We start from the raw sequence: 24,495 nt of genomic DNA on the forward strand, positions 1-24,495 counted from the left end.
TCAATCTTTTCGTGTTGATCACAAGTTCTGCTCATGGAGACCCCGGTGCTCGAAATTCGTCACCTGAAAACCCTGCATGCCCTGCGCGAGGCCGATAGCCTGGTGGAAGCCGCCGAGCGTCTGCACCTGACCCAATCGGCACTCTCCCATCAATTCAAGGAACTGGAAGAGCGCCTGGGCCTGCAGCTGTTCGTGCGCAAGACCAAGCCGATCCGCTTCACCAGCGCCGGGCTGCGCCTTCTGCAATTGGCCGATGCCACGCTGCCACTGCTACGGGGTGCCGAGCGCGACATCGCCCGGCTGGCCGGTGGCACGGCGGGTCGGCTGCACATGGCCATCGAATGCCACAGCTGCTTCCAATGGCTGATGCCGACCATCGACCAGTTCCGCGATGCCTGGCCGGAAGTGGAACTGGACCTGGCCTCCGGCTTCGCCTTCGCGCCACTGCCAGCCCTGGCCCGCGGCGACCTCGACCTGGTGGTCACCTCGGACCCGCTGGAACTGCCCGGCATTACCTATGTGCCGCTGTTCACCTACGAAGCCATGCTGGCGGTGGCCAACCAGCACGCGCTGGCGGGCAAGCCCTTCATCGTGCCGGAAGACCTGGCCAGTGAAACACTCATCACCTACCCGGTGGAGCGCGATCGACTGGACATCTTCACCCGCTTCCTGGAGCCGGCCGATATCGAGCCGGCGCAAGTGCGCACCTCGGAACTGACGGTGATGATGATGCAGTTGGTGGCCAGCGGCAGAGGCGTGTGTGGCATGCCGCACTGGGCGTTGCACGAGTACAGTTCACGGGGCTATGTGAAGGCCAAGCGCCTGGGCGACAAAGGCCTGTTCGCCACGCTGTACGCGGCCGTGCGTACCGATATGCTCGACGCTCCGTACATGCGCGACTTTCTCCTCACGGCCAAGGACACCTCGTTCTCGACCCTGGACGGCGTCAGCGCGGTACGTTGATCGCCTGCTGCTGGACACGCCCTCAGCGGGCCATCCCCTCAGTGGACTATCCCCTCAATGGACTATCTAAGTAGCGCCCTGGCCTGGCGCGCAAGGTTCGTAATGTCGAGCGCGATGACCGCACCGGTCATCACCTCGACCTCAGGAACCGGGTTACATGCGCGACGCCAATCACACCTTCACTATTCGCCCGCTCGCATACCGCATCTATCCGATGCGCCACGACCACCTGTTGCAGGAAGGCTCCCTGCTTTGGGAACGCGCGCGCGCACGCTTGCAAGCACTCTTGCGCAGCGCCCCGCGCGCCCGCGATGCCCGCTCGATGCCTAACGCGGCGCCTGCGCGGGAGCAGGCGCTGCAGCAGCGCTGGCTCGACTACTGGAACGGCCGCGCTGCGCATACTGCCATCTCGCGCCGCGCTGCAGCCGAGCAGGCCTTCCTCGACCATCTGCAGGCAGCCGCAGGCCTGGCCTACTACCACGGACAGCTGAGCAACGCGCAACTGCTGCCACTGCTGACCTTGCTGGAAGGCACAAACACCGCCGCAACAGCGTCGATCCATGTGCACACCCTTGCACTGCACAGGGCCGAGGGCACGAGACTGCAAGCGCCTGGCGCACTGCTGCTGACCCAGGTCGGCGACGAGCCTGCGGCGCAGCTGCTCTATCTGCCCTGCGGCGACCCGGCGCTGATCGCATTCGCTGATCGGCCCGCGTTGCACACCTATCTGCTGAAACACCGCTCGCAGATATGGACTCGGGCAACGGAGCAGACCGATGCCGCGATCGAGCTGAGCTATCCGCCAGCACAATTGGCCAGCGCCTGCGAGCAATGGCTGGACGACTGCGGCAGGCGCTATGTGGAAGAGGCACGCACCTTCCTCGCCGCCCGTGAACGGAACTCGAGCGCAAGCCCCGGCGAAGCCGCGATGCTGTCGGCCAGCGAACCGCCATTCGCCCGCCTGGCCTCGTTCGACGCACCCGAACCGGCGCAGCCGAGCGACGATTTTGCAGCCTTCGGCAGCCTGAGTCCGGACATTCCCCAGAGCCAGCGATGGGCCGAGGTCAAGCGCCAGCACCAGGCAATGCTGGACCTGCTCGGCGATGAGCTTCGCGCAGGCGCAGACAGTCCCGGGTGGGTGCGCTTGAAAGCATTGCTGACGACCCTGACCGGCACCCAGCAGCGCGCAGCCCAGGCCGCGGCAGGGTTGCTCGAGTCTGCAAGGCTGGAGGACCTCTATCGTCTGCGCTACTTGCCCAACGTTCACTATTCGGCGCTTTACCAGGCCCGTCTGGACGGTCTGCGCGCCGAAGTGGCCGTGCAACAGGCGCTGGGTCTGTTGACCACAGCTCAGGTACAACTGATGCGCACCATGGTGTCGCATCCGCAAGCCAGCAAGCGCGGCGCCGAGGCCGGTATTGCCTGCGCCCTGACCCTGTCCATGTCGAACGTGACGGGCAGCGGCACCACCACCCATGTCCATGAACTGCACGGCGTGGCGGCATTCATGCACCCGCAGGCCCTGGAAGGCACAGGCTTTGTAATGCTGTACTGGCCGGGGCTGGGCGGCGGGCTGCAGGCCTTCCAATCGCTGGCCCAGCTCAAGCGTTCGTTGTTGCGCCTGGACAGCAGCGCAGACGCCATCACCTTGAAGCTGTCCCCGGTCGCGGGCGATATCTTCGACTACGGCCTGCAAGGTCAATTGCACGCCTGCGAGGCGCAGGCCAGCGAGCTCATCGAAAAGCTGCCCGCCGCGACCCACTCGGCGCAGCGCCTGGAAGCCTTGCAGCGACTCACCACACACACCTGCGAGCAACTGCTGGTACCCACTCACGCCGCGCGGGACCGGGCCTATGTTCAACTGACCCAGGAGGGTTTCAGTGACCGCCTGGAAAGCGGCCTGCCCACTTGGCTGAAAACCCTGGAGGCCGATGATCGCCTGCGCCTCAAGTCGCTGATCAGCGATTACATCGGCGCCGCACGCGCGTCGAATCGTCAATTGGAACGTGATCTGCCGGACCTGGACCAGTACGCCGACGCGTTGCTGCAGCAGCGACTGCGCAGCGATTTCAACCTGACCGAGGACGTCGCGGTGGTGATCGATATCCCTGACCGGGTAGTCCATCGCAGGCACCCGGTGGCCGGCTCCGGGGCGCCCGGCACACCCCAGCACAGCGTGCCCACACCCGATGCCAAGCGCACACCGTGGCCGCTCGGCCGTCTGGCGCAGCACAATATCGATGCCGACATGTTGCAGCGCCTGGGCTTCATGCGCGTGCAGGTGACCGGTGCCGATAACGAACAATGCGTGCGAGTGGCGGCAGGTATCGACCTGAACTACCTGCGACGAACGATCACCGACCTGAATGTGGCGCAAGCGTGCGAAGACAAGATCCGCCAAGCGTTTCTCGGCCGCACGGACCAGGCCCCGTACGCCTTGGCCCATCAACGTGAGTGCCTGCTCGAACCGGTGCGGCTGATGCTGCACATGCAAAGCGAGTACGCGCGCCATCAAGGCAGTATCAGCCGCAGCGGCATCGCCCTGGCATTGCTTGCCACCGACGCCGGCAGCGCTCTGGCCTATCAGGCAGGTGGCCGTGACGTGCAACTGCTGCCGGCTCGGCTGATGGCCGGCGGCAGCGATACCGACGATTCCCCCACCACGTTGTCCGGGGTCATCTTCATTCATGATCGCAAGGGTGGCCAGACCCTGCTGTACTTGCCCGACGCCCCCGACCAGCGCTGCCTGCGCGAGTTCGCAAGCCTGGAAGAAGCGCGTCTGCGCCTGTTCGCCCTGACGTTCGACGGCAAGATGGCCGACTATCTGGCCGATCGGGCCATCGTCGGCAACACCGCCAGCCACAAGGCGCGGATCGAACAGGCAGGCCTGCGCGGCTTCGACCGCTTGATCGGCATCGGTCGCCCCTGGCCGGCAACGACTTCGCTCGCCAGCCATCTGCTCGACGCGCACATGGGCCGGCTGGTCGAAGCCCAGCGCCGACGCGGGCGCAGCAACGACGCCTTGTATTTGCAGCAAGCGGCGCTGGCCCATGGCAATGTCTTCAACTACCTGAAAATGGCCATCGGCGTGCTGCCGTTCGTAGGCACTGCCGTGGCCTTGTTCGACGCCTGGACGGCCGCCAATGCAGCGGTCGGTGCGCTGCGTGGCGGCCAGTTCGGCGAAGCGCTCAACCAGCTGGAGGCCTTGCTCTGCGCCCTGATCGACGCGGCCATGGACGTCCTGCCGGGCGCCGTTTCGGTACCTGGTGGCGGCCGCATGCTCGCGCGCAATCGCCACTGGTCGATGCTGGCGCGGCGTGCAGGCGCCCCCGGCCCGACCCAGCACGCCCCGACCGGCCTGCCCAACCCATTCGCCGGCTACCAATACACCCTCCCGCTGGACCTCAGTGGCTTGCAGCCCGCCAGCCATGGCCTGTACCGAGGCATCTATCGCCACGCCAAAGGCGATTTCATCCTGCGCGACGGCCTGCCCTACCAGGTCACGCTGCACGCCAGCCCCCAGACCTGGCGGCTGCACGGCACCACGGGCAAGACCTACCGACAGCCCATCGCACTGGACCCGACCGGGCGCTGGCAAACCCACGGAGCGCTGTACGGCACACTGGTGGAGAACGGTCTGGCCGGCGGCGGTGGCGTGCTCGGCTACCTGGGCCACCGCGCGGCGGATGGCCTGCAACCGCTCTGGCCCGTCGCCATCCGCGAACGCCTGCCACGCTGGCTGGTGGATCGCCAGTACCGTCGCCACTTCGAACTGTCCAGCAGCATCGACCACCACAACAAGCTACTGCGCGAGCAGCTGAACCGCAATGAAGCGCTGATCATGGAACACGCCGCCGACCCGCGCCAACGGGCCAGTGCCGAAGCCGCCTGCGCCAGTGACATCGCCCGGGGCGAGGCGCTGTACCGACTGCTGCAGGAGCATGAGGGCTATGTGTCGCGCGACTTTCTCAAGCGCAACCGGCAGTTCCAGAGCGAGGTGGCCTATATCGTTGCCGGGCGCAGGATCAACCATGCGAACCTGGCCAGGCGCTGGATCACCGAACTGACCGACACCCTCAATCAAACCCGTCCTGCCGGCGAACTGTTCGATCTGCCACAACGGCAGATGCTCGAACAGCGCCGCAGCCGCCTGGCCCTGGACGAGCAATTCGGCCTCATGGAACAGCGCCTGCAGCAGGCGCGCAGCTGGGCCGAACGCGTGACCCAGCGCAGCCAACGCGCGCCCCTGCGTGAGGTGCTCGAGGGCACGGCCGAAGTCGACCTGGAGATTGCCCGGGCCTCCAACCTGACCCAACTGGCGCACAAGACCGCCAACGCCAGTGATATTGCGCAGATGTTCCACCTGCTCGACACCCACGCCATGAGAAACCGCTTCCATCATGGCCTGGAAAGCCATTTCCAGTTGCTGGAAACCGCCGCCGGGCTGCGGGATAGGCAGAACGTGCTGCGCAGTTCACGGCAGATCTACGTCGAGTACCGCAACCAGCTGAACACGTGGGTACGCAACCGTCCGGATCGCTTCGAGCTTGCTTCGTTCGAAGGCATGATCCAGTCCCTGAATCGCTTGATCGAACATGCCGACCGGACGATGCCGCAACTGAGCAGTGGGGCGCAGCGGGCGAAACCCGCGACTCGCGCCACGCGGCGAGTGTTCGAAACCCACGAGCATGATTTCTTCATCGGTGACGCTGGCCAGGCGGCAGACGGCGAGCAGATTTTCACCCTGACCGGTGCGGGCGGCAGGCTCGAAACCTATCGGCGCGTGGCGGGCCAGTGGCGCCTGCAAGATGCCCCGTCAGACGGTTCGGCGCACACTCCATCGCGCCCCCTGCCCGCGCTGATCGCCGAGGGCCAGGCCTGGCTCGACGCCACCCCCGCCCATGAACGGCGGGTGCAGCGTTATGCGCTGCCAGGGGAGGCGCCCGCGAATCTGGAAGACCTCATGGTCAATCAGGGCCGGCAGCTGGAACTGCGTGCCCACGCGATCGAACAGCAGGCACCGGCGCACGAACTTGCTCAACGCCTGCGCGCCCGCGCCAGAGAGCTCCGAGCCAAAGGCCGGGCATTGCGGATTCGTCAGGCCATGAACAGCCAAACGCCGACCGAGGGTTATCTGGACTATCTGGTCGAACAGCGCCAGGTCGATATCGTACAGGTGGGGACGCGCCGCGACATCGCGAGCGCGAGGGATGAGGCTGATTTCCTGCAGGAGTACGTCATCCGCGACATCGGCGTCCAGCCGCCCGTGCCCCTGTGGTACGCGCACTTTCACTATCGTCGGGAGCGGGCTGCCTTCGAGCAGTTCGACAAGGCGCACATCAAGCGCGCCGAGCAACGCACGCTCGGCTTGCGCTGGCAAGAGGCCCACGGCAGCGATGCACAGCGCATCTGGCGCGGGCCCATCGGCAAGCCGCTGGCGGTGAAACTCTTCGGGGGATTGCAGGCGTGAACCGCCTGCCATGAACCGCTGCGCGACGCCCTCGGCGGCGAATGAAAACCGGCTTTCGAGGCACGTCGCTGCAGCACGCTACATCAGGAACACAGTGGCCAGGCCGAGGAAGATGAAGAACCCGCCGCTGTCGGTGACAGCGGTGATCATCACGCTGGCGCCCATCGCCGGATCGCGCCCGAACCTGGCCAGGGCCATCGGAATAGACACCCCCATGAACGCGGCGAGCAGCAGGTTCAGGGTCATCGCCGCGGTCATCACCACGCCCAGCGACCAGCTGCCATACAGCAGATACGCCACCACCCCGATCACACCGCCCCAGACCACGCCGTTGACCAGCGCCACGCCCAGCTCCTTGCGCATCAGCCGCTTGGTGTTGCCGTTGCCATGACTGACCTGGTCGAGGGCCATGGCCCGCACGATCATGGTAATGGTCTGGTTGCCAGAGTTGCCGCCGATACCGGCCACGATCGGCATCAGCGCCGCCAGGGCCACCAGCTTCTCGATCGAGCCCTCGAACAGGCCGATCACCCGCGACGCCATGAACGCCGTGATCAGGTTGATCGCCAGCCATGACCAGCGGTTGCGCAGCGAACGCCATACCGAGGCAAAGATATCCTCTTCCTCGCGCAGACCGGCGGTGCGCAGCGCTTCGCTTTCGCTTTCTTCACGAATCAGGTCGACCATCACGTCGATGGTCAAGCGGCCGATGAGCTTGCCGTGCTTGTCCACCACCGGCGCAGAGATCAGGTCGTAACGCTCGAACGCCTGCGCCGCTTCGTAGCCGTCTTCATCGGGATGGAAACTCACGGTGTCGCTGGCCATGATATCGGCCACTTGCTTGTCCGGGTCGTTGACCAGCAGGCGCTTGATCGGCAGTACGCCCTTGAGAATGCCGTCGGAGTCGACCACGAACAGTTTGTCGGTGTGGCCCGGCAGCTCCTTGAGACGGCGCAGGTAGCGCAGCACCACTTCCAGGCTGACGTCTTCGCGGATGGTGACCATCTCGAAGTCCATCAGCGCGCCGACCTGTTCGTCCTCGTAGCTGAGGGCCGAACGCACGCGCTCGCGCTGCTGTGCGTCGAGGGTTTCCATGAGCTCGTGAACCACGTCGCGCGGCAGTTCGGAGGCCAGGTCGGCGAGCTCGTCGGCGTTCATTTCCTTGGCCGCAGCGAGAATCTCGTGGTCATCCATGTCCGCGAGCAGCGTCTCGCGCACCGAGTCGGACACTTCCAGAAGAATATCGCCATCACGCTCGGCCTTGACCAACTGCCAGACCGTCAGACGTTCTTCCAGGGGCAAGGCTTCGAGTATGTAGGCGACGTCGGCGGAGTGAAGATCATCGAGCTTGCGCTGCAACTCGACCAGGTTCTGCCGGTGAACCAGATTCTCGACCAGCTCGTTGTGCTGGCCTTCCTGGCGGTGAGCCAGACTTTCGACGATACGCTGGCGCTGCAACAGGTCGACGACCTGGGCCAGGCGATCCTGCAGGCTTTCTTGCGTTTTCTTTGCTTCTACTTCAGACATAGGCGAACTCCACTCCCAGCAGTGGGCACGCCGGGAGAATCAATCAGTCGATTCTTGATTGGTATACAGCTTCAGCGAGTAACTACTGGGTAAGTCCATGGAAATTTTCCAAAGCCCCGGCGGGGCTGACGGGCGCAATCATACACAACTTGTACGGATTCATAGTGAAAAAAACTGGGTGAAACAACTGCTTGCGTGCGACGCTCGATGTTCGCGCAGTACGGGGGTGGGACGACGCATTCGGTAAACAAAGCACAATGCGTGCAACGACAGTCGTGGCTAGGCTGCAGGACGACATGAACCGCAACCAAGGACGAACACCGGTGCGCATACCCTCCTCCATTCTTCTGCTGCTGGTCTTGGCGGCCCATCACTCGGCCAACGCTGCCGTGGTGCAGCGCTGCCACGGCCCTCAGGGCCACATCACGTTCACCCACTCGAACTGCCCCGAAACCCAGCCCTGGGCCTATCAGCGCGCGCTGAATCCCTCGTCCGGAAGAAAACCCATGGCGCGCAAGGCTGCGCCCCGCCCTCTGCCGGTGACCATCGTCGAAGATGGAACGCGCACGCCCCTGGCTGCGCCAGCCGCGGCGCCGCAGTCGGCAACGAAAAAAGCCAGCCGTTCGAAGAAAAAGCGAAAACCCAGGTATCTGGCCGGGGAGCAGACGCCACCGTCCAAAAAACGCAAAACGCGGAAAGCAAAAAGCCCGCAATAAATGCGGGCTTTTCACTTGTATGGTGCACTCGACAGGATTCGAACCTGTGACCGCTCGGTTCGTAGCCGAGTACTCTATCCAGCTGAGCTACGAGTGCAGGTGGTATTTTGTTGGACCAGGCTACCACTGGTTGAAACAGAAGCTGCAGACATTGCTGAAAACAACTTCTTGATTGGTGCACTCGACAGGATTCGAACCTGTGACCGCTCGGTTCGTAGCCGAGTACTCTATCCAGCTGAGCTACGAGTGCATTTGTTGCCGCGCATTATAGGCCGTCGAATTCTTTTGTAAAGCACTTTTTTCAGTAATTTCAACAACTTACGAAAAAAGCCAGGTTCAACGTACTACGCAAATAATGGCGGAGAACGGGGGATTCGAACCCCCGACACCCTTTTGAGGTGTACTCCCTTAGCAGGGGAGCGCCTTCGGCCACTCGGCCAGCTCTCCGCAACACGGGGCGTATATTAACCACCTTCTTCCCCGTTTGCAAACATAAAAAACGATAAAAATTAATGGCTTGGTTCGTCGTCCTTCTCTTTCTTGATCCGCAGGTAGATTTCTTCGCGGTGGACGGCCACTTCCTTGGGTGCATTCACCCCGATTCGTACCTGGCCACCTTTCACTCCAAGCACCGTGATGGTGATTTCGCCGTCGCCAATGATCAGGCTTTCCGCGCACCGGCGAGTCAGAATCAGCATACCTTTCTCCTTACGCTTTCATTTCAGGGACAACACAGTCTGCAAACAAGGGCACGAACCCATGGTGGGAAAGCCATGGACATAGCCCGAAAACAAAGAAGGGCGCGGTTAGCCGCGCCCTTCTCTCACTGCCTGTTACTCACCCTGTCGGGCGGCATCGAGTTCGAAGGCCGTGTGCAGCGCGCGCACGGCCAGCTCCAGGTACTTTTCCTCAATGACCACAGAGACCTTGATCTCGGAAGTGGAGATCATCTGGATGTTGATGCTTTCCTTGGCCAGGGCTTCGAACATGCGGCTGGCGACGCCGGCGTGCGAGCGCATGCCGACACCGACGATCGACACCTTGGCGATCTTGGCATCGCCGACCACCTGCCGCGCACCGATCTCGCTGGCGGTCTGTTCCAGCACGGCCAGGGCCGCCTGATAGTCGTTGCGGTGCACGGTGAAGGTGAAGTCGGTGGTGTTATCGTGAGAAACATTCTGCACGATCATGTCGACTTCGATGTTGGCCGCGCTGATCGGGCCGAGGATCTTGAAGGCCACGCCGGGGGTGTCTGGCACGCCACGGATGGTCAGCTTGGCCTCATCGCGGTTGAAGGCGATGCCGGAAATGATCGGCTGTTCCATGGATTCCTCTTCATCAATGGTAATGAGGGTACCCGGACCCTCCTGGAAGCTGTGCAGGACGCGCAGCGGGACGTTGTACTTGCCGGCGAATTCCACCGCACGGATCTGCAGCACCTTGGAACCGAGACTGGCCATTTCGAGCATTTCCTCGAAGGTGATCTTGTCCAGGCGCCGGGCCTGGGCAACCACGCGAGGGTCGGTGGTGTAGACACCATCGACGTCGGTGTAGATCTGGCACTCGTCGGCCTTCAGCGCGGCCGCCAGGGCGACGCCGGTGGTGTCCGAACCACCACGACCCAAGGTGGTGATGTTGCCGCTTTCGTCGACCCCCTGAAACCCTGCCACCACCACCACCCGGCCGGCCTTGAGGTCGGCACGGATCTTCTGGTCGTCGATCTGCAGGATGCGCGCCTTGTTATGCGCGCTGTCGGTCAGAATGCGCACCTGGTTGCCGGTGTATGACACCGCATCCACGCCGCGCTTGATCAGCGCCATGGCCAACAGCGCGATGGTCACCTGCTCGCCGGTCGAGACGATCACGTCCAGTTCGCGAGGTACCGGCTGGTCGCTGATCTGCTTGGCCAGCGAAATCAGGCGATTAGTCTCGCCACTCATGGCCGAAAGCACGACCACCAGGTCATCGCCGGCATCGTGGAATTTCTTCACCTTGTCGGCAACCTGTTCGATACGTTCGACAGTGCCAACCGAGGTGCCGCCAAATTTCTGTACGATCAAAGCCATTTCAAAGCCGCCTCAGCCCGTGAAGGGCGCCCATTAAATACAACACCGGGCTCGCCGTGCACAGCACGAGCCCTGCGAGGGTTGAATCAGATCGCGTGTTCGACGAAAGGCACGGCCAGGGCCAGCGCAGCGTCCAGGGCGCTGGCATCGATGCCGCCACCCTGAGCCATGTCCGGGCGACCACCGCCCTTGCCACCGACGGCCGTCGCGGCCTGTTTCATCAGGTCGCCGGCCTTGAGCCGGGCCGTCAGCTCCTTGGTCACCCCGGACACCAGCACGACCTTGTCGTCGTGCACGCCGCCAAGCAGGATGACGGCCTGGCCCAGCTTGTTCTTCAACTGGTCGACCAGCGCCAGCAGCGCCTTGCCGTCCTGACCGTCGATGCGCGCGGCCAGCACCTTCACGCCCTTGACCTCGACCGCCGAGTAAGAAAGGTCGTCGCCGGCGGCGCTGGCGGCCTTGGCCTGCAACTGTTCCAGCTGCTTTTCCAGGGCGCGGTTGCGTTCGATCACGGCCGCCAGCTTGTCGATCAGGTTGTCGCGGCTGCCCTTGACCAGTTGCGCGGCTTCCTTGAGCTGCTCTTCGGCCTGGTTCAGGTAGTTCAAGGCGGTCGCGCCGGTTACCGCTTCGATGCGGCGCACGCCCGAGGCGACGCCACCTTCGCTGGTGATTTTCAGCAGGCCGATGTCACCGGTGCGCTTGGCATGGATGCCCCCGCACAGCTCCACCGAGAAGTCGCCACCCATGGTCAGCACGCGCACGGTGTCGCCGTACTTCTCGCCGAACAGGGCCATGGCGCCCTTCTTGCGCGCCTCGTCGATCGGCATCTCTTCGGTCTGCACCGGGGTGTTCTTGCGAATCTCGGCGTTGACGATGTCTTCCAGGGCCTTGATCTGTTCGGGCTTGATCGACTCGAAGTGGCTGAAGTCGAAGCGCAGGCGCTGACTGTCGACCAGCGAGCCTTTCTGCTGTACGTGATCGCCCAGCACCTGGCGCAGGGCGGCGTGCAGCAAGTGGGTGGCGGAGTGGTTCAGGCCGGTGGCCTGTTGCAGGGTCTGGTCGACCACGGCACTGACCTCGGCACCGACCGCCAGATCGCTCAATACGGCCACGCCATGGTGCAGGAAGGCGCCGCTGGTCTTGGTGGTGTCGCGCACATCGAAGCGCGAACCGCCGGCCAGCAGGTAGCCACGGTCACCGACCTGGCCACCGGACTCGCCGTAGAACGGCGTCTGGTCGAGGATCACCACGCCCTCCTCGCCCTCCTTGAGCACGTCGACGGCGACACCGTCCTTGTACAGCGCAACCACCTTGCCGTTGCCGTGGGTGGCGTCGTAACCCAGGAACACGGTCGGAACGTCGACCTTGATCAGGCTGTTGTAGTCCATGCCGAACGAGCTGGCGGAACGGGCGCGTTCGCGCTGGGCGTTCATCTCGCGCTCGAAGCCGGCTTCGTCCAGAGTGAGCTCGCGCTCGCGGGCGATATCGCCGGTCAGGTCCATCGGGAAGCCGTAGGTGTCGTACAGCTTGAACACCACATCACCTGGAACCACGCTGCCCTTGAGCTCGGCCAGATCCTGCTCGAGAATCTTCAGGCCCTGCTCCAACGTCTTGGCGAACTGCTCTTCCTCGGCCTTGAGCACGCGTTCGATGTGCGCCTGCTGGCCCTTGAGTTCGGGGAAGGCATCGCCCATCTCGGCGACCAGTGCAGCGACGATCTGGTAGAAGAAGCTGCCCTGGGCACCCAGCTTGTTGCCGTGACGGCAGGCGCGGCGAATGATGCGGCGCAGCACGTAGCCACGGCCTTCGTTGGACGGCAGTACGCCGTCGGCGATCAGGAAGCCGCAGGAACGGATATGGTCGGCCACGACCTTGAGTGACGCCTGGCCCTGGTTGGCGCAACCGATGGCGCTGGCCGATGCGTCGAGCAGACTCTGGAACAGGTCGATTTCATAGTTGGAATTGACATGCTGCAGCACCGCGCTGACCCGTTCCAGGCCCATGCCGGTGTCCACCGACGGCGCCGGCAAGGGATGCAACACCCCATCGGCGGTGCGGTTGAACTGCATGAACACGTTGTTCCAGATCTCGATGTAGCGGTCGCCGTCTTCCTCGGGCGAGCCGGGTGGGCCACCCCAGATGTCGGCACCGTGATCGTAGAAGATCTCGGTGCAGGGGCCGCACGGGCCGGTGTCGCCCATGGTCCAGAAGTTGTCGGACGCATAGGGCGCGCCCTTGTTGTCGCCGATGCGGACCATGCGCTCGGCCGGCACGCCGATCTCTTTGGTCCAGATATCGTAGGCTTCGTCATCGCTGGCGTAGACCGTGACCCAGAGTTTTTCCTTGGGCAGGTTCAGCCACAGTTCGGAGGTCAGGAAGGTCCAGGCGTAGGTGATCGCGTCGCGCTTGAAATAGTCGCCGAAACTGAAGTTGCCGAGCATCTCGAAAAAGGTGTGGTGGCGGGCGGTGTAGCCGACGTTTTCCAGGTCGTTGTGCTTGCCACCGGCACGCACGCACTTCTGGCTGCTTACGGCACGGGTGTAGGCCCGCTTTTCCTGGCCCAGGAAGCAGTCCTTGAACTGGTTCATCCCCGCGTTGGTGAACAGCAGGGTCGGGTCGTTGCCCGGGATCAGGGAGCTGGAGGCGACTCGGGTATGGCCTTGCTCCTCGAAGAAGCGAAGGAAGGCTTCACGGATTTCTGCGCTTTTCATAGGTTCTTCCACGACAGGCTGCGGCCAGAGGCCAGTGCGCACGCCCGGCAGGCGATGCGACGGCAAAGGGCCGCATTATATAGGCCCTGCGGCCGGGGTACAGCGTGTTTATACGATTGGCCCACTCAATTGGACAGCAGGACGCTCAGGTGCGGGCGAAATCGGCGAATACGTCGATGACCTGCTCGATCTGCGCCGCATCCACATCCAGATGAGTGACCATGCGCAGGCGTGGCGCGGCACTCACGGTGACACCGCGGGTGGCCGCGAAGTCCTTGAACGCGCCGGCGCGGCCATCCAGGTGTACATAGACCATGTTGGTCTGCACTGCCTCGACGGTGTAACCCAGCGCCAGCAGACCCTCGGCCAGACGCGCGGCGTGGGCGTGATCCTCGGCCAGGCGCTGCACCTGATGATCCAGCGCGTACAGGCCGGCGGCGGCGAGGATTCCGGCCTGGCGCATGCCGCCGCCGACCATCTTGCGCAATCGTCGTGCCTTGGCGATGAAGTCCAGGCTGCCGCACAGCACCGAACCGACCGGGGCGCCGAGCCCCTTGGACAGGCAGACCGAGACCGAATCGAAATAGCGGGTGATCTGCTCGGCCTCGACTCCAAGCTTGACCGCCGCGTTGTATAGCCGGGCGCCATCGAGGTGCAGTTGCAGCCCATGCTCGCGAGTGAAGTCGCGGGCCTGGGCCAGGTAACTCAACGGCAGCACCTTGCCTTGCATGGTGTTTTCCAACGCCAGCAGTCGGGTGCGGGCAAAGTGGAAATCATCGGGCTTGATCGCCGCCCTGACCTGATCCAGGTCCAGCGTGCCGTCGGCCTGGAACTCCAGCGGTTGTGGCTGGATCGAGCCCAGCACAGCGGCACCGCCGCCCTCGTACTTGTAGGTATGGGCCTGCTGGCCGACGATGTATTCCTCGCCACGCTCGCAGTGCGCCATCAGGCCGAGCAGGTTGCTCATGGTGCCACTGGGCACGAACAGCCCGGCAGCGAACCCCAGGCGTTTTGCCAGTTCGGCTTCGAGTCGGTTGACGGTCGGGTCTTCGCCATAGACATCATCGCCGGTGGGCGCCGCGTGCATGGCCGCCAGCATGGCGGGAGTAGGCTGGGTAACGGTATCGCTGCGCAGGTCGATGATGGACATGATGGCCTCGGGTTCGTGTCAGCTTCTATTACTGCGGATTGCAGGGCCATGAATCAAGCCTTGTCGAAACATTTGCTCACGCGCTGTTCAGCTCGCCCGTAAATATGTTACAAAAGTTGCGCCACCCACTGGGGTGGCAAACGTTCTCAGGGCGGGGTGCAACTCCCCACCGGCGGTAATGGCGCGCAATGCGCCGAGCCCGCGAGCGCTTGCAAGCCGGCAACGGCGTGCAAGGTCAGCAGACCCGGTGTGATCCCGGGGCCGACGGTCATAGTCCGGATGAAGAGAGAACGGGATTGCGACACCTTCAAAAGGCCAACGCAGGGCCGTGCCATGCGCATGTACCCATAGATCCCCTTCGATCCACATGCCCTGTTTTTTTCTTGAACAGGAGTGAACCGATGCAACCCACTGCAATTGACAGCAAAAGCCACACCCACGAACGGATCGCTTTCGTCCAGGCTTGCTGGCACAAGGATATTGTCGATCAGAGCCGCAAAGGCTTCGTCGAGGAAATGCGCGTGCTGGGCTATCAGGAAGCCGACATCGATTTCTACGAGGTCGGCGGCGCCTTCGAAATTCCGCTGCACGCCAAACTGCTGGCCAAGAGCGGGCGCTATGCCGCCGTGGTCGGCGCTGCCCTGGTGGTAGACGGCGGTATCTACCGTCACGAATTCGTCGCCCAGACGGTGGTCAGCGCGCTGATGCAGGTTCAGCTGGAAACCGAAGTGCCGGTATTCTCGGTGGTACTGACCCCGCATCACTTCCATGACGGCGAACAGCACCACACCTACTTCTTCAATCACTTCCTGCACAAAGGCGCGGAAGCTGCACGCACCGTGGCCGATACCGTGCAGAAAGTACGCGCCCTGCGTCGCCTGCAGCAGCAGCAGAAAAGCGCCTGAGCCTTAGGCCTGCGGAGTCGGCACGATGAGAATGCCGGCGCGCAGGCCATTGGCAACCTTGGGGTTGGGGAAAATGATCCGCGCGCCCTGCTCTTCTACAACCCAGCGCTGCCCGGCGCCGTCTTCGGCCAGCAGATAGCCTGGCGCCAGCTCGGTGAAATTCTCGATGTCGTCATCCAGGTGCAGGCGGAAGGCGTCCGTGTGCTTGATGACCTCGCGCGACACTGAAAACAGCTCCAGCTGCACCAGCGGCTGATCGAGGTCCGCCTCGCGGCCTTCGATCAGCTCGCGCAGGCTGGCGTCCAGACGCGTCAGATCGACCTCGGCGTTCTGCCCGAACGGCCTCGCTTTGCCCAGTTCCAGGGTGAACGCCTCGGCGTCAAGCTGCTCGTAGGTGAACGCGCTGAACGTGATGGAGGACTTGTTCTGCAGCAACACCGCGCGCATGCCTGCCGCCTGCAGGCGTACCAGCTCTTTACGGGAGTGCTCGCGCCCCTGCTTCCAGGGGTACAGCGCGAACTGCTCGATCCGTGAGCCACGAATGGCCGTGTGCAGGTCGTAATGCAGGCGCGTGCGTTGCGGCAGGCTGAAGAAGGTCGTGGCCAGGCGTTCCAGTTCGCAGGCGCGCAAGGCTTCATTGCCACTGGCAGCGGCATGCCGGCCGTTGAACAGCCGGTTGACGTCGCGCTCGATGTAGCGCGCACCCCGGCGCATGGCTTCGGGGTTGCCGAACAGGAACAGAATGCGCGCGCGCGGAATCAGCTGGCCCCGGGCGATGGCCTGCAGCAGGCTGTCGAGCAGCTCGATGGGCGCGGTTTCATTGCCGTGCACACCGGCCGACAGCAGCAGGTCCAGGCCGCTGTCGGTTGCGGCAGGTGGCCGCACCTCCAGGGCGCCTTCTCCGAGCCAGCGCAGGCAGACGCCGCCGGTGGTCAGCTGGATCTTCTGCGTCGGCTCGTGGCCGGCCAAGGTCAGTTCGAGCAGTTTGCCAAGAGCGAGCATGGGGCGGCGTCCCTGAAGGATGAGGTTTTAGTGGTTGCAGTCGGGACCGTGAACGTGGCCGTCTTCGTCCTCGGCAGCGGCGTCGGCCGGCTCCATTTCCAGCTGCAGGCTGACCAGGTTGGTCGCCAGCGGGCGCAGCAACAGGTTGGCGTATTCGGCGTCGCCTTCCTCGACGTCCACACCGATCAGCAACTGGCCGCGGCCGTCATGCTGGATCCAGACTTCCTTGCCCTGCCAGACCACGCAGAAGCGCGTGCAGGAGGTTTCCAGCTGGGTGCCGTCGGTGTCTTCGAGAATCAAGCGCAGGGCGTCGGACATAGGTGTACCTCGATGCTGTTTAGAGTTGGAAAAAATCAAAGCTCGTTGAATCAGAGCTGGAAAGGATAGACCGAACCCAACCGAAGGATCCGGGTCAGCTCGTCCAATGCCTCGCGGCATTCGATCAGCAGTTGCGGGTCGGCCATATCGGCTTCGACCAGACGGTCGCGATAGTGACGTTCGACCCAGTCGTTCAGGGTGTCGTGCAGCGCGGGTGTGAGGATCACGCCTGGGTTGACCGCCGCCAGCTCCTCGGGCTTGAGCGCCACGCGCAGGCGCAGACATGCCGGGCCGCCGCCGTTGCGCATGCTTTGCTTGAGGTCGAATACCTTGACCTCGGCAATGCCTGTGCCCTGCCCGGTCAGCTGCTCCAGGTAGCTCCAGACCCGCGGGTTGGCGCGGCACTCTTCCGGGACCACCAGCAGCATGCTGCCATCGGCGCGGGTGAGCAACTGGCTGTTGAACAGGTAGGTGCGCACGGCGTCGTCCACGCAAACGTCGGCGCGCGGCACGCTGATCGCCTGCAGCCGACCACCGCGCGCGGCGAGCTTGGTTTGCAGTTCGGCCAGCACGCGGTCGCTGTCGAGGAAGGCGTCCTGATGATGGAACAACAGCTCGCCGTTGCCGACCGCGATCACGTCGTTATGGAACACCCCCTGGTCGATGACCGCCGGATTCTGCTGGGCGAACACCACGCCCTGCTCGCTCAACCCATGCAGCCGAGCCACGGCCTGGGACGCTTCCAGAGTCTGGCGCGCCGGATATTTCTGCGGCGCGGGCACTCGTGCGTCGAAGGCGCTGCGGCCGTAGACGAAAAACTCCACGCCAGCCTCGCCATAGTCCCGGCACAGCCGGGTATGGTTGGCGGCGCCCTCGTCGCCGAACTGGGCGACGGCAGGCAGTGCTTCATGGTGGGCGAAGTGCGAGGCGTCGGCAAACATCGCCTGCAGTACCCGGCTGGTGGTGGGGTGTTCGATGCTGCGGTGGAACTTGCAGTTGAGGTTGGCCGCGGTGAAATGCACGCGCCCATCGGCCGTGTCGGCGCTGGGGCTGACAGTGGCCGCGTTAGCCACCCACATGCTCGAGGCCGAACAGCTGGCCACCAGCAACGGCATCGCATCACGCGCGGCCTGGGCGATCACCTCGGCATCGCTGCCGGCGAAGCCCAGGCGGCGCAATGCTGCCACGTCCGGGCGCTCCTGCGGCGCCAGAACGCCCTGGGTGAAGCCCAGTTCCATCAGCGCTTTCATCTTGGCCAGGCCCTGACGCGCCGCTTCGCGCGGATTCGAGCCTTGCTGACTGTTGCTCTGCGACGCCACGTTGCCGTAGGACAACCCACCGTAGTTGTGGGTAGGCCCCACCAGGCCATCGAAATTCACTTCACAGGGTTTCATCGGTTCGGCTCCGTGGATCTGTTCTTGTACGCAAAGGTGCAACGACCGCCTACAGCGTGATGCCCGGACTCAGGGTCGCGGGCAAACCGAGTGTGGGGGTTTCCAGCGAGGCCACCGGGTAGGCGCAATAGTCGGCGGCGTAGTAGGCACTGGCGCGGTGGTTGCCGGACGCGCCGACGCCGCCGAACGGTGCACTGCTAGCAGCGCCGGTCAGTTGCTTGTTCCAGTTGACGATTCCGGCTCGGCTGCGCAACCAGAATTCGCGGTAACGCGCCTCCGAGTCCGACAGCAGTCCGGCAGCCAGGCCGTACTGAGTGGCATTGGCCTCGGCGATGGCCGCGTCGAAGTCGACGTAGCGCACCACTTGCAGCAACGGGCCGAACAGCTCCTCGTCGCGACGCCCATGGGCGCCGGTCACGTCGACAATGCCCGGCGTGAGCAAGGCAGCATCGGCCCTGGGCTGGGTCATGCTCAACAGGCTGACGGCACCGCTGTCCAGCAGCTGTTGCTGGGCCTGGAGCAGCGCCTGCGCCGCGGGCAGGGAGATCACCGAGCCCATGAAAGGCGCTGGGGTGCGGTCGTATTCGCCGACTTCGAGGGTGGCACACACCTGCACCAGACGCTCGAGCAGCCGGTCCCCCCACTCGCCGACGGGTACCAGCAGGCGCCGCGCGCAGGTGCAGCGTTGACCGGCAGAAATGAACGCCGACTGAATGATGGTATAGACCGCAGCATCGAGGTCCTGCACCTGCTCGACCACCAGGGGGTTGTTGCCGCCCATCTCCAGCGCCAGGATCTTGCCCGGCTGGCCGCCGAATTGTTGGTGCAGCAGGTTGCCCGTGGCGCTGGAACCGGTGAAGAACAACCCGTCGAGCCCGGCATTGGCGGCCAGTGCCATGCCCGTGTCGCGGCCGCCCTGCAGCAGGTTGAGCACGCCCGCCGGCAACCCGGCTTCGGCCCAGCAGCGCGTGGTCAGTTCAGCCACCTTGGGCGTCAGCTCGCTGGGCTTGAACAGCACGCAGTTGCCTGCCAGCAATGCTGGCACGATATGGCCGTTGGGTAGGTGCCCGGGAAAGTTGTAGGGACCGAACACCGCCACCACACCATGGGGCTTGTGCCGCAGGGCCGCCGTGGCGTCGGCCAGCGGTGCGCTCTTCTCGCCGGTGCGTTCGGCATGGCTCTGGATCGAGATCGCCACCTTGTTGACCATGCTGGTCACTTCGGTGGCCGCTTCCCACAAGGGCTTTCCGGTTTCTTCGCCGATGCACTGCGCCAGCTCATCGGTACAGGCCTTGAGTCGCTCGGCGAACGCCTGCAATACGGCAATGCGCGCCGACAACGGCTGGCTCGCCCAGCCGACGAAGGCATGCCGCGCGGCCTGAACGGCCAGGGCCACCTGGTCGGCACTGGCACTGCGCCCCTGCCAGACCACAGCCTGGCCCACTGGATTGAGCGACGTCAGCAACTCGCCTTCACCAGGCAGCCATTGGCCGTCGATAAACAAAGTATTCATCAAAGCACCTCCCGAACGGGCGGGGTCATGGGTACCGCGCGCACCTGGTCACCCGCGCTTAGCTGCAGGCGGCGGGCGGTCAAGGGATCGACCACCAGCGTGCCGGAAGCGAAGCGCGCCGGCGCCGCCGTGATGCGGCACTCTTCGCGTTCGCGGTTGTAGATCAAAAACGGTGGGGCATCGTCGCCGGGGGTGCCGATGGCCAGAACCAGACTCTTGCTGTCGTGGACCGCGCGAATCTTGCTGGTCTCGCATTCCACCGCTGGGCCGGCGTCGAAGATGTCGACGTAGCCCTGGTAGCTGAACCCTTCGGCCTTGAGCATGGCCAGGGCGGGCTCGGTATCGGGGTGGACCTTGCCGATGACCTCGCGCGCAGCCGGGGACAGGAAGCAGCTGTAGAGCGGGAACTTGGGCATCAATTCAGCGATGAAGGCGCGGTTGCCGACGCCGGTCAGGTAATCGGCCTGGCTGAATTCCATCTTGAAGAAATGCCGGCCCAGGCTTTCCCAGAACGGCGAGCGGCCGTCGGCATCGGAAATGCCGCGCATCTCGGCGATCACCTTGCGCCCGAACAGGTGCGGAAACTGAGCGATGAACAGCAGCCGCGCCTTGGCCAGCAAGCGCCCGTTCAGGCCCTTGCGGTGACCCTCGCGCAGGAACAGCGAGCACAGTTCCGAATTGCCGGTCAGGTCGTTGGCGAGGAACAGCGTGGGAATCTCGCGATAGATGTTCAGCTCCTGCGAGGCGCTCACGGTCAGGCCCACCCGGTAGTTGTACCAGGGCTCGCGCTGGCCCACGGCACCGGCAATGGCTGAAATGCCCACGACCGTGCCGTCATCGTCTTCGAGCACGAACAGGTAATCGGCATCGCCGCGCCCGGCTTCGCCGCGAAAGGTCTTCTCGGCCCAGCCGACCCGGTGCGCCAACCGTTCTTCGTTGGCTGGCAAGGTGGTCAGGCCGGGGCCGGTGCTGCGGGCCAACTCGATCAGCGCCGGCAGGTCACTGCTGCGTACGGGACGAACGATCATGCTTTCTCCTCGAGCAGGCACCGCGTGGTACCTGCAGAACTCGGCCTGTTCAACCAGGTATCAAACTGCAACCAGACGCACGCTGGCGCCCTCGCCCACACCCAGCGCCTCGGCGGTGGCCAGGTCCAGCCCGACCGGCTTGCCGGGCACCCAATCGAGCTCCAGCAGCACCGCGCGGTAATCCTGCAGCAGACCGTTGGAAACCAAGTAGGGACGGCCAGGGCCGCCGCGCTCGTCCGACGCCGCGACAAGCTTGACCGGCACCACGCGGCTGTGGGCGATCGAGCGAATGCCCGATACCCGGGCATGCAGGGTGGGTCCACCGTCGAAGATGTCGATGTAGTGATCGGTTTCGAAGCCTTCGCGCATCAGAATGTCGAACGTCACCTGCGCACGCGGGTGTACCTGGCCCATGGCCTCTTGCGCCTGGTCGGGAAGCAAGGGCACGTAGATCGGGTAGTGCGGCATCAGTTCGGCGAGAAACGTGCGGCTCTTGATGCCGCACAGGCGTTCGGCCTCGGCATAGTTGAGATCGAAGAAATTGCGTCCGATCGCGTCCCAGAAAGGTGAGTCGCCGTGTTCGTCGCTGTAGCCGACGATCTCGGTCACCACCGAATCGGCAAAGCGCTCCGGGTGGTTGGCCATGAACAGCAGGCGTGCCCGCGAGTTGAGCTCGGCCCAGATACTGCCGACCAGTTCGGGCATCACGTAGAAGCTGGTCAACAGGCTGTTGCCGGTCAGGTCATGACACTGCGAAAGCACGTGAATCTTGTTGTGGATCTTCAGCTCGCGCGAGGCGTGCACGAAGGTCTCGTTGCGAAAGCTGTAGAAGGGTTCGGAGTAGCCGGCGGAGGCGACGATCGCCGAACAGCCGACCAGGCGCTGGGTGCCCAGGTCTTCAAGAACGAAGAAATAGCTTTCCTCACCGTTGAAGCTGACTTCGGCGGCAAAGGACGCCTCGGACTTGGCGATCTTGTCACTCAACCGGCCTGCGTCGTCGGGCAGCGAAGTGACACCGATGGGGCTGTCGGCAGCCAGGCGCTGAACCTCGGCCAGGTCAGCCATTTGCGCAGGGCGCATTACCAGCATGGTGCCACTCCTTGTCGATTGCAGCGGGTCGATTGCAGAGGTGGCGCTGGCTTTGAGCCAGCGCCACGAACGGGCCGATCAGGCCTGGGTCAGGTGCGCCACGGCGCGCTCGAAGCGGTCCAGGCCTTCGTCGATGTCGGCCTCGTCGATGACCAGGCTCGGGGCGAAACGCACCACGTCCGGGCCGGCCTGCAGAATCATCAGGTCGTGCCGTTCGGCCGCATTGAAGAAGTCCTTGGCGCGGCCTTTCCAGGCGTCGCTCAAGGCGCAACCGATCAGCAGGCCCAGGCCACGGACTTCGCTGAACACGCCGTAGCGCTGGCCGATCTGCTCCAGGCGCGTCTTGAAGCGCTGGTGCCGCGCCTTGACGCCGGCTCGTACCTCGGGCGTGTTGACCACGTCGAGCACCGCCTCGGCCACGGCGCAGGCCAGAGGGTTGCCGCCATAGGTGGTGCCGTGCACGCCGACCGCGAAGTGTTTGGCCAGGGCATCGGTGGTGAGCATCGCGCCGATCGGAAAACCGCCCCCCAGGCTCTTGGCGCTGGAGAGGATGTCCGGGGTGACGCCGTAGTTCATGTAGCTGAACAGCTCGCCACTGCGCCCCATGCCGCTTTGCACTTCGTCGAACACCAGCAGGGCATTGAACTGATCGCACAGCGCGCGAGCGCCTTGCAGGTAGGCCGGATCGGCCGGCACCACGCCGCCTTCGCCCTGGACCGGCTCCAGCACCACGGCGCAGGTCTTGTCGGACACCGCCGCTTTCAGCGCTTCGAGGTCGTTGTAGGGGACGTGGCGAATGCCGGTGATCTTCGGGCCGAAACCGTCGGAGTACTTCGGCTGGCCACCCACGCTGACGGTGAACAGCGTGCGGCCGTGGAAGCTGTTGAGGGCCGAAACGATCTCGTATTTCTCGGGACCGAAGTTGTCGTGCGCCACACGCCGGGCCAGCTTGAACGCGGCCTCGTTGGCTTCCGCGCCGGAGTTGCAGAAGAACACCCGGTCGGCAAAGGTGGCATCGACCAGCTTCCGGGCCAGGCGCAGGGTGGGCTCGTTGGTGAAGACGTTCGACACGTGCCACAACTTGTTGGCCTGCTCGGTCAGCGCGCCTACCAATGCCGGGTGCGCATGCCCCAGCACGTTGACGGCGATGCCACCGGAGAAATCGATGAGCTCGCGACCAGCCTGATCCCACACCCGGGAACCTGCACCGCGCACGGGAATGAAAGCGGCCGGTGCATAGTTGGGCACCATTACCTGGTCGAAATCGGCACGTTGCACGGGGGCTTGCTCAACGGACATCGGAGTCTCCTGTCAAGGAACGCTCAGCGCAGAATGGGCGAGCGATAGGGGATTGTAAGGACTGGTGCACGCGCGGCATTGCCGCCATGCGACAACTTGTTACAGCGCCAAACCGCCATTCTACGGGGGTTGTCGCGAATGCGACATATAGGGATAGAAAGGCGCTGACGGCTGTGTTGTGTCAGATCGACCGCACCACCCATTCGCGGCCGATGACCGCTCCCACAAGGGTTCTGCGTGTACTCCCGTAGGAGCGGTCCGTGGCCGCGAAAGCCACACCGCGCTTCACCAGGCACGGCGCATCCCGGAGCGAGGGTCAACCTCGCTCGGCGGGCACCGAAGACAATTCGAACGGGCTGCTGCTGCGACGCTGGTTGCGATCCTCGCGGGGGGTGGCGCCGAAGAAATTGCGGTACGCGCTGGAAAAATGCGGGCCCGAGGAAAACCCGCACGACAGGCCGATCTGGATGATCGACTTGCTGGTCTGCATCAACATCTGCCGCGCCTTGTTCAGGCGCAACTCGAGGTAGTACTGGCTGGGTACGCGGTTCAGGTACTGCTTGAAGATGCGCTCCAGCTGGCGCCGCGAAACACACACATGCTGGGCGATCTCGTCGGTGGTCAGCGGCTCTTCGATATTGGCTTCCATCAACAACACCGCCTGGGTCAGCTTCGGATGGCTGGACCCCAGACGATTCTGCAACGGAATGCGCTGGCGCTCGCCGCCCTCGCGGATACGCTCCACCACCAGCTCTTCGGACACCGCCCCGGCCAGTTCGGCGCCGTGATCGCGGGCCAGTACCGCCAGCAGCAGGTCGAGCACCGACAAGCCCCCGCAAGCCGTCATGCGGTCGCGGTCCCAATCGAACAGGTGGCTGGTGGCGATGACCTTGGGAAAGCGCTCGGCGAAATCATCCTGCCAGCGCCAGTGCACGGCCGCGCGGTAGCCATCGAGCAGCCCCAGCTGCGCCAGCGGGTAGACCCCCGCCGACAGCCCGCCCACCAGGCATCCGGCCCGGACCGTCTGCTTGAGCGCAGTGGCCAGTGCCGGCGCCAGCGCCGACGGTGGCTCGTCAGCCAGCAGAAAAAGCTTCTGGCAACCCTCCAGGCGACCGTTCCACGCCTCACCGGGCAGCTGCCAGCCGCCTGGAACAGGTGGTTCGGCCTGCAGGAAAAGCAACTCGTAGGTCACTTCCGGGTGCACCTTCTGCGCCACTCGCAGGGCCTCTTCGGCCAGCGCCAGGGTCAGGGCTCGCGTGCTGGGCCAATAGAGGAAACCGATTCGTTGGGCTGTCATCTGATGCGGACCGAAACCTTAAGTATCAAAAACCGAATGGGAAATGG

The 24,495-nt window shown here is 64.1% G+C and carries 17 protein-coding genes, 3 tRNA genes and 1 riboswitch; of the genes, 4 read left to right on the forward strand and 16 right to left on the reverse strand.

Annotation, left to right across the window (positions count from 1 at the left end):
- Positions 1-45: 45 nt before the first annotated feature.
- Together metR and IFT80_RS18535 are read left to right on the forward strand one after the other, a co-directional pair.
- Complete coding sequence (gene metR, locus IFT80_RS18530; RefSeq protein WP_043193202.1) at positions 46-963, forward strand: transcriptional regulator MetR; 918 nt, start codon at positions 46-48, stop codon at positions 961-963.
- Between the two features lie 157 nt (positions 964-1,120).
- Positions 1,121-6,433: a dermonecrotic toxin domain-containing protein gene (locus IFT80_RS18535; protein ID WP_192138063.1), complete on the forward strand. Its 5,313-nt coding sequence runs from the start codon at positions 1,121-1,123 to the stop codon at positions 6,431-6,433.
- Between the two features lie 78 nt (positions 6,434-6,511).
- On the opposite strand, the gene mgtE is transcribed toward IFT80_RS18535, so the two are convergent.
- Positions 6,512-7,960, reverse strand: a complete 1,449-nt coding sequence (gene mgtE, locus IFT80_RS18540; protein ID WP_192138064.1) for a magnesium transporter — start codon at positions 7,958-7,960, stop codon at positions 6,512-6,514.
- Between the two features lie 296 nt (positions 7,961-8,256).
- On the opposite strand from mgtE, the gene IFT80_RS18545 reads away from it, so the two are divergent.
- Complete coding sequence (locus tag IFT80_RS18545; protein WP_192138065.1) at positions 8,257-8,676, forward strand: hypothetical protein; 420 nt, start codon at positions 8,257-8,259, stop codon at positions 8,674-8,676.
- 20 nt (positions 8,677-8,696) lie between these two features.
- Here the strand turns inward: IFT80_RS18545 and IFT80_RS18550 are convergent.
- The 7 genes from IFT80_RS18550 to ltaE all read right to left on the reverse strand — a co-directional run bounded on the left by IFT80_RS18550 (position 8,697) and on the right by ltaE (position 14,603).
- A tRNA-Arg gene (locus IFT80_RS18550) sits at positions 8,697-8,773 on the reverse strand.
- A gap of 76 nt (positions 8,774-8,849) precedes the next feature.
- A tRNA-Arg gene (locus tag IFT80_RS18555) sits at positions 8,850-8,926 on the reverse strand.
- 106 nt (positions 8,927-9,032) lie between these two features.
- Positions 9,033-9,123, reverse strand: a tRNA-Ser gene (locus IFT80_RS18560).
- A gap of 62 nt (positions 9,124-9,185) precedes the next feature.
- On the reverse strand, positions 9,186-9,374 hold the full coding sequence (gene csrA / locus IFT80_RS18565) for a carbon storage regulator CsrA (protein ID WP_122476357.1): 189 nt from the start codon (positions 9,372-9,374) through the stop codon (positions 9,186-9,188).
- Between the two features lie 135 nt (positions 9,375-9,509).
- Positions 9,510-10,742: an aspartate kinase gene (locus IFT80_RS18570; RefSeq protein ID WP_122476359.1), complete on the reverse strand. Its 1,233-nt coding sequence runs from the start codon at positions 10,740-10,742 to the stop codon at positions 9,510-9,512.
- Between the two features lie 86 nt (positions 10,743-10,828).
- Complete coding sequence (gene alaS / locus IFT80_RS18575; RefSeq protein WP_192138066.1) at positions 10,829-13,453, reverse strand: alanine--tRNA ligase; 2,625 nt, start codon at positions 13,451-13,453, stop codon at positions 10,829-10,831.
- A gap of 145 nt (positions 13,454-13,598) precedes the next feature.
- Positions 13,599-14,603 (reverse strand): low-specificity L-threonine aldolase, encoded by a 1,005-nt coding sequence (ltaE, locus tag IFT80_RS18580; protein ID WP_192052941.1) that lies wholly within the window; start codon positions 14,601-14,603, stop codon positions 13,599-13,601.
- 138 nt (positions 14,604-14,741) lie between these two features.
- Positions 14,742-14,899: riboswitch (FMN riboswitch) on the forward strand.
- A gap of 105 nt (positions 14,900-15,004) precedes the next feature.
- On the opposite strand from ltaE, the gene IFT80_RS18585 reads away from it, so the two are divergent.
- Positions 15,005-15,508, forward strand: a complete 504-nt coding sequence (locus tag IFT80_RS18585) for a 6,7-dimethyl-8-ribityllumazine synthase (RefSeq protein WP_122476365.1) — start codon at positions 15,005-15,007, stop codon at positions 15,506-15,508.
- A 3-nt stretch (positions 15,509-15,511) separates the two neighbouring features.
- On the opposite strand, the gene astE is transcribed toward IFT80_RS18585, so the two are convergent.
- The 8 genes from astE to argR all read right to left on the reverse strand — a co-directional run bounded on the left by astE (position 15,512) and on the right by argR (position 24,448).
- Positions 15,512-16,510 (reverse strand): succinylglutamate desuccinylase, encoded by a 999-nt coding sequence (astE, locus tag IFT80_RS18590; protein WP_122476367.1) that lies wholly within the window; start codon positions 16,508-16,510, stop codon positions 15,512-15,514.
- A gap of 27 nt (positions 16,511-16,537) precedes the next feature.
- On the reverse strand, positions 16,538-16,828 hold the full coding sequence (locus IFT80_RS18595; RefSeq protein ID WP_192138067.1) for a topoisomerase II: 291 nt from the start codon (positions 16,826-16,828) through the stop codon (positions 16,538-16,540).
- Positions 16,829-16,878: 50 nt separating this feature from the next.
- Positions 16,879-18,222, reverse strand: coding sequence for an N-succinylarginine dihydrolase (gene astB, locus IFT80_RS18600; RefSeq protein WP_192057893.1), 1,344 nt, complete (start codon positions 18,220-18,222; stop codon positions 16,879-16,881).
- 49 nt (positions 18,223-18,271) lie between these two features.
- Complete coding sequence (astD, locus tag IFT80_RS18605) at positions 18,272-19,738, reverse strand: succinylglutamate-semialdehyde dehydrogenase (RefSeq protein ID WP_192138068.1); 1,467 nt, start codon at positions 19,736-19,738, stop codon at positions 18,272-18,274.
- A complete protein-coding gene (astA, locus tag IFT80_RS18610; protein ID WP_122476375.1) occupies positions 19,735-20,763 on the reverse strand; it encodes an arginine N-succinyltransferase in 1,029 nt (342 codons plus the stop codon). The genes astD and astA overlap by 4 nt, the downstream gene beginning before the upstream one ends.
- A 60-nt stretch (positions 20,764-20,823) precedes the next feature.
- A complete protein-coding gene (aruF, locus tag IFT80_RS18615; protein ID WP_192138069.1) occupies positions 20,824-21,852 on the reverse strand; it encodes an arginine/ornithine succinyltransferase subunit alpha in 1,029 nt (342 codons plus the stop codon).
- Positions 21,853-21,930: 78 nt separating this feature from the next.
- Positions 21,931-23,151, reverse strand: a complete 1,221-nt coding sequence (locus IFT80_RS18620) for an aspartate aminotransferase family protein (protein ID WP_122795021.1) — start codon at positions 23,149-23,151, stop codon at positions 21,931-21,933.
- A 316-nt stretch (positions 23,152-23,467) separates the two neighbouring features.
- Positions 23,468-24,448, reverse strand: coding sequence for a transcriptional regulator ArgR (gene argR, locus IFT80_RS18625; RefSeq protein WP_122476381.1), 981 nt, complete (start codon positions 24,446-24,448; stop codon positions 23,468-23,470).
- Positions 24,449-24,495: the final 47 nt, after the last annotated feature.

The organism is Pseudomonas sp. CFBP 8771 (genome assembly GCF_014841695.1).
Classification (GTDB): domain Bacteria; phylum Pseudomonadota; class Gammaproteobacteria; order Pseudomonadales; family Pseudomonadaceae; genus Aquipseudomonas; species Aquipseudomonas baltica.

Excerpts from the sequence above, each read along its gene's own strand:
- IFT80_RS18535 (WP_192138063.1), top strand. The coding sequence starts at position 1,121 with ATGCGCGACGCCAATCACACCTTCACTATTCGCCCGCTCGCATACCGC.
- mgtE (WP_192138064.1), bottom strand. The coding sequence starts at position 7,960 with ATGTCTGAAGTAGAAGCAAAGAAAACGCAAGAAAGCCTGCAGGATCGC.
- IFT80_RS18545 (WP_192138065.1), top strand. The coding sequence starts at position 8,257 with ATGAACCGCAACCAAGGACGAACACCGGTGCGCATACCCTCCTCCATT.
- csrA (WP_122476357.1), bottom strand. The coding sequence starts at position 9,374 with ATGCTGATTCTGACTCGCCGGTGCGCGGAAAGCCTGATCATTGGCGAC.
- IFT80_RS18570 (WP_122476359.1), bottom strand. The coding sequence starts at position 10,742 with ATGGCTTTGATCGTACAGAAATTTGGCGGCACCTCGGTTGGCACTGTC.
- alaS (WP_192138066.1), bottom strand. The coding sequence starts at position 13,453 with ATGAAAAGCGCAGAAATCCGTGAAGCCTTCCTTCGCTTCTTCGAGGAG.
- ltaE (WP_192052941.1), bottom strand. The coding sequence starts at position 14,603 with ATGTCCATCATCGACCTGCGCAGCGATACCGTTACCCAGCCTACTCCC.
- IFT80_RS18585 (WP_122476365.1), top strand. The coding sequence starts at position 15,005 with ATGCAACCCACTGCAATTGACAGCAAAAGCCACACCCACGAACGGATC.
- astE (WP_122476367.1), bottom strand. The coding sequence starts at position 16,510 with ATGCTCGCTCTTGGCAAACTGCTCGAACTGACCTTGGCCGGCCACGAG.
- IFT80_RS18595 (WP_192138067.1), bottom strand. The coding sequence starts at position 16,828 with ATGTCCGACGCCCTGCGCTTGATTCTCGAAGACACCGACGGCACCCAG.
- astB (WP_192057893.1), bottom strand. The coding sequence starts at position 18,222 with ATGAAACCCTGTGAAGTGAATTTCGATGGCCTGGTGGGGCCTACCCAC.
- astA (WP_122476375.1), bottom strand. The coding sequence starts at position 20,763 with ATGATCGTTCGTCCCGTACGCAGCAGTGACCTGCCGGCGCTGATCGAG.
- aruF (WP_192138069.1), bottom strand. The coding sequence starts at position 21,852 with ATGCTGGTAATGCGCCCTGCGCAAATGGCTGACCTGGCCGAGGTTCAG.
- IFT80_RS18620 (WP_122795021.1), bottom strand. The coding sequence starts at position 23,151 with ATGTCCGTTGAGCAAGCCCCCGTGCAACGTGCCGATTTCGACCAGGTA.
- argR (WP_122476381.1), bottom strand. The coding sequence starts at position 24,448 with ATGACAGCCCAACGAATCGGTTTCCTCTATTGGCCCAGCACGCGAGCC.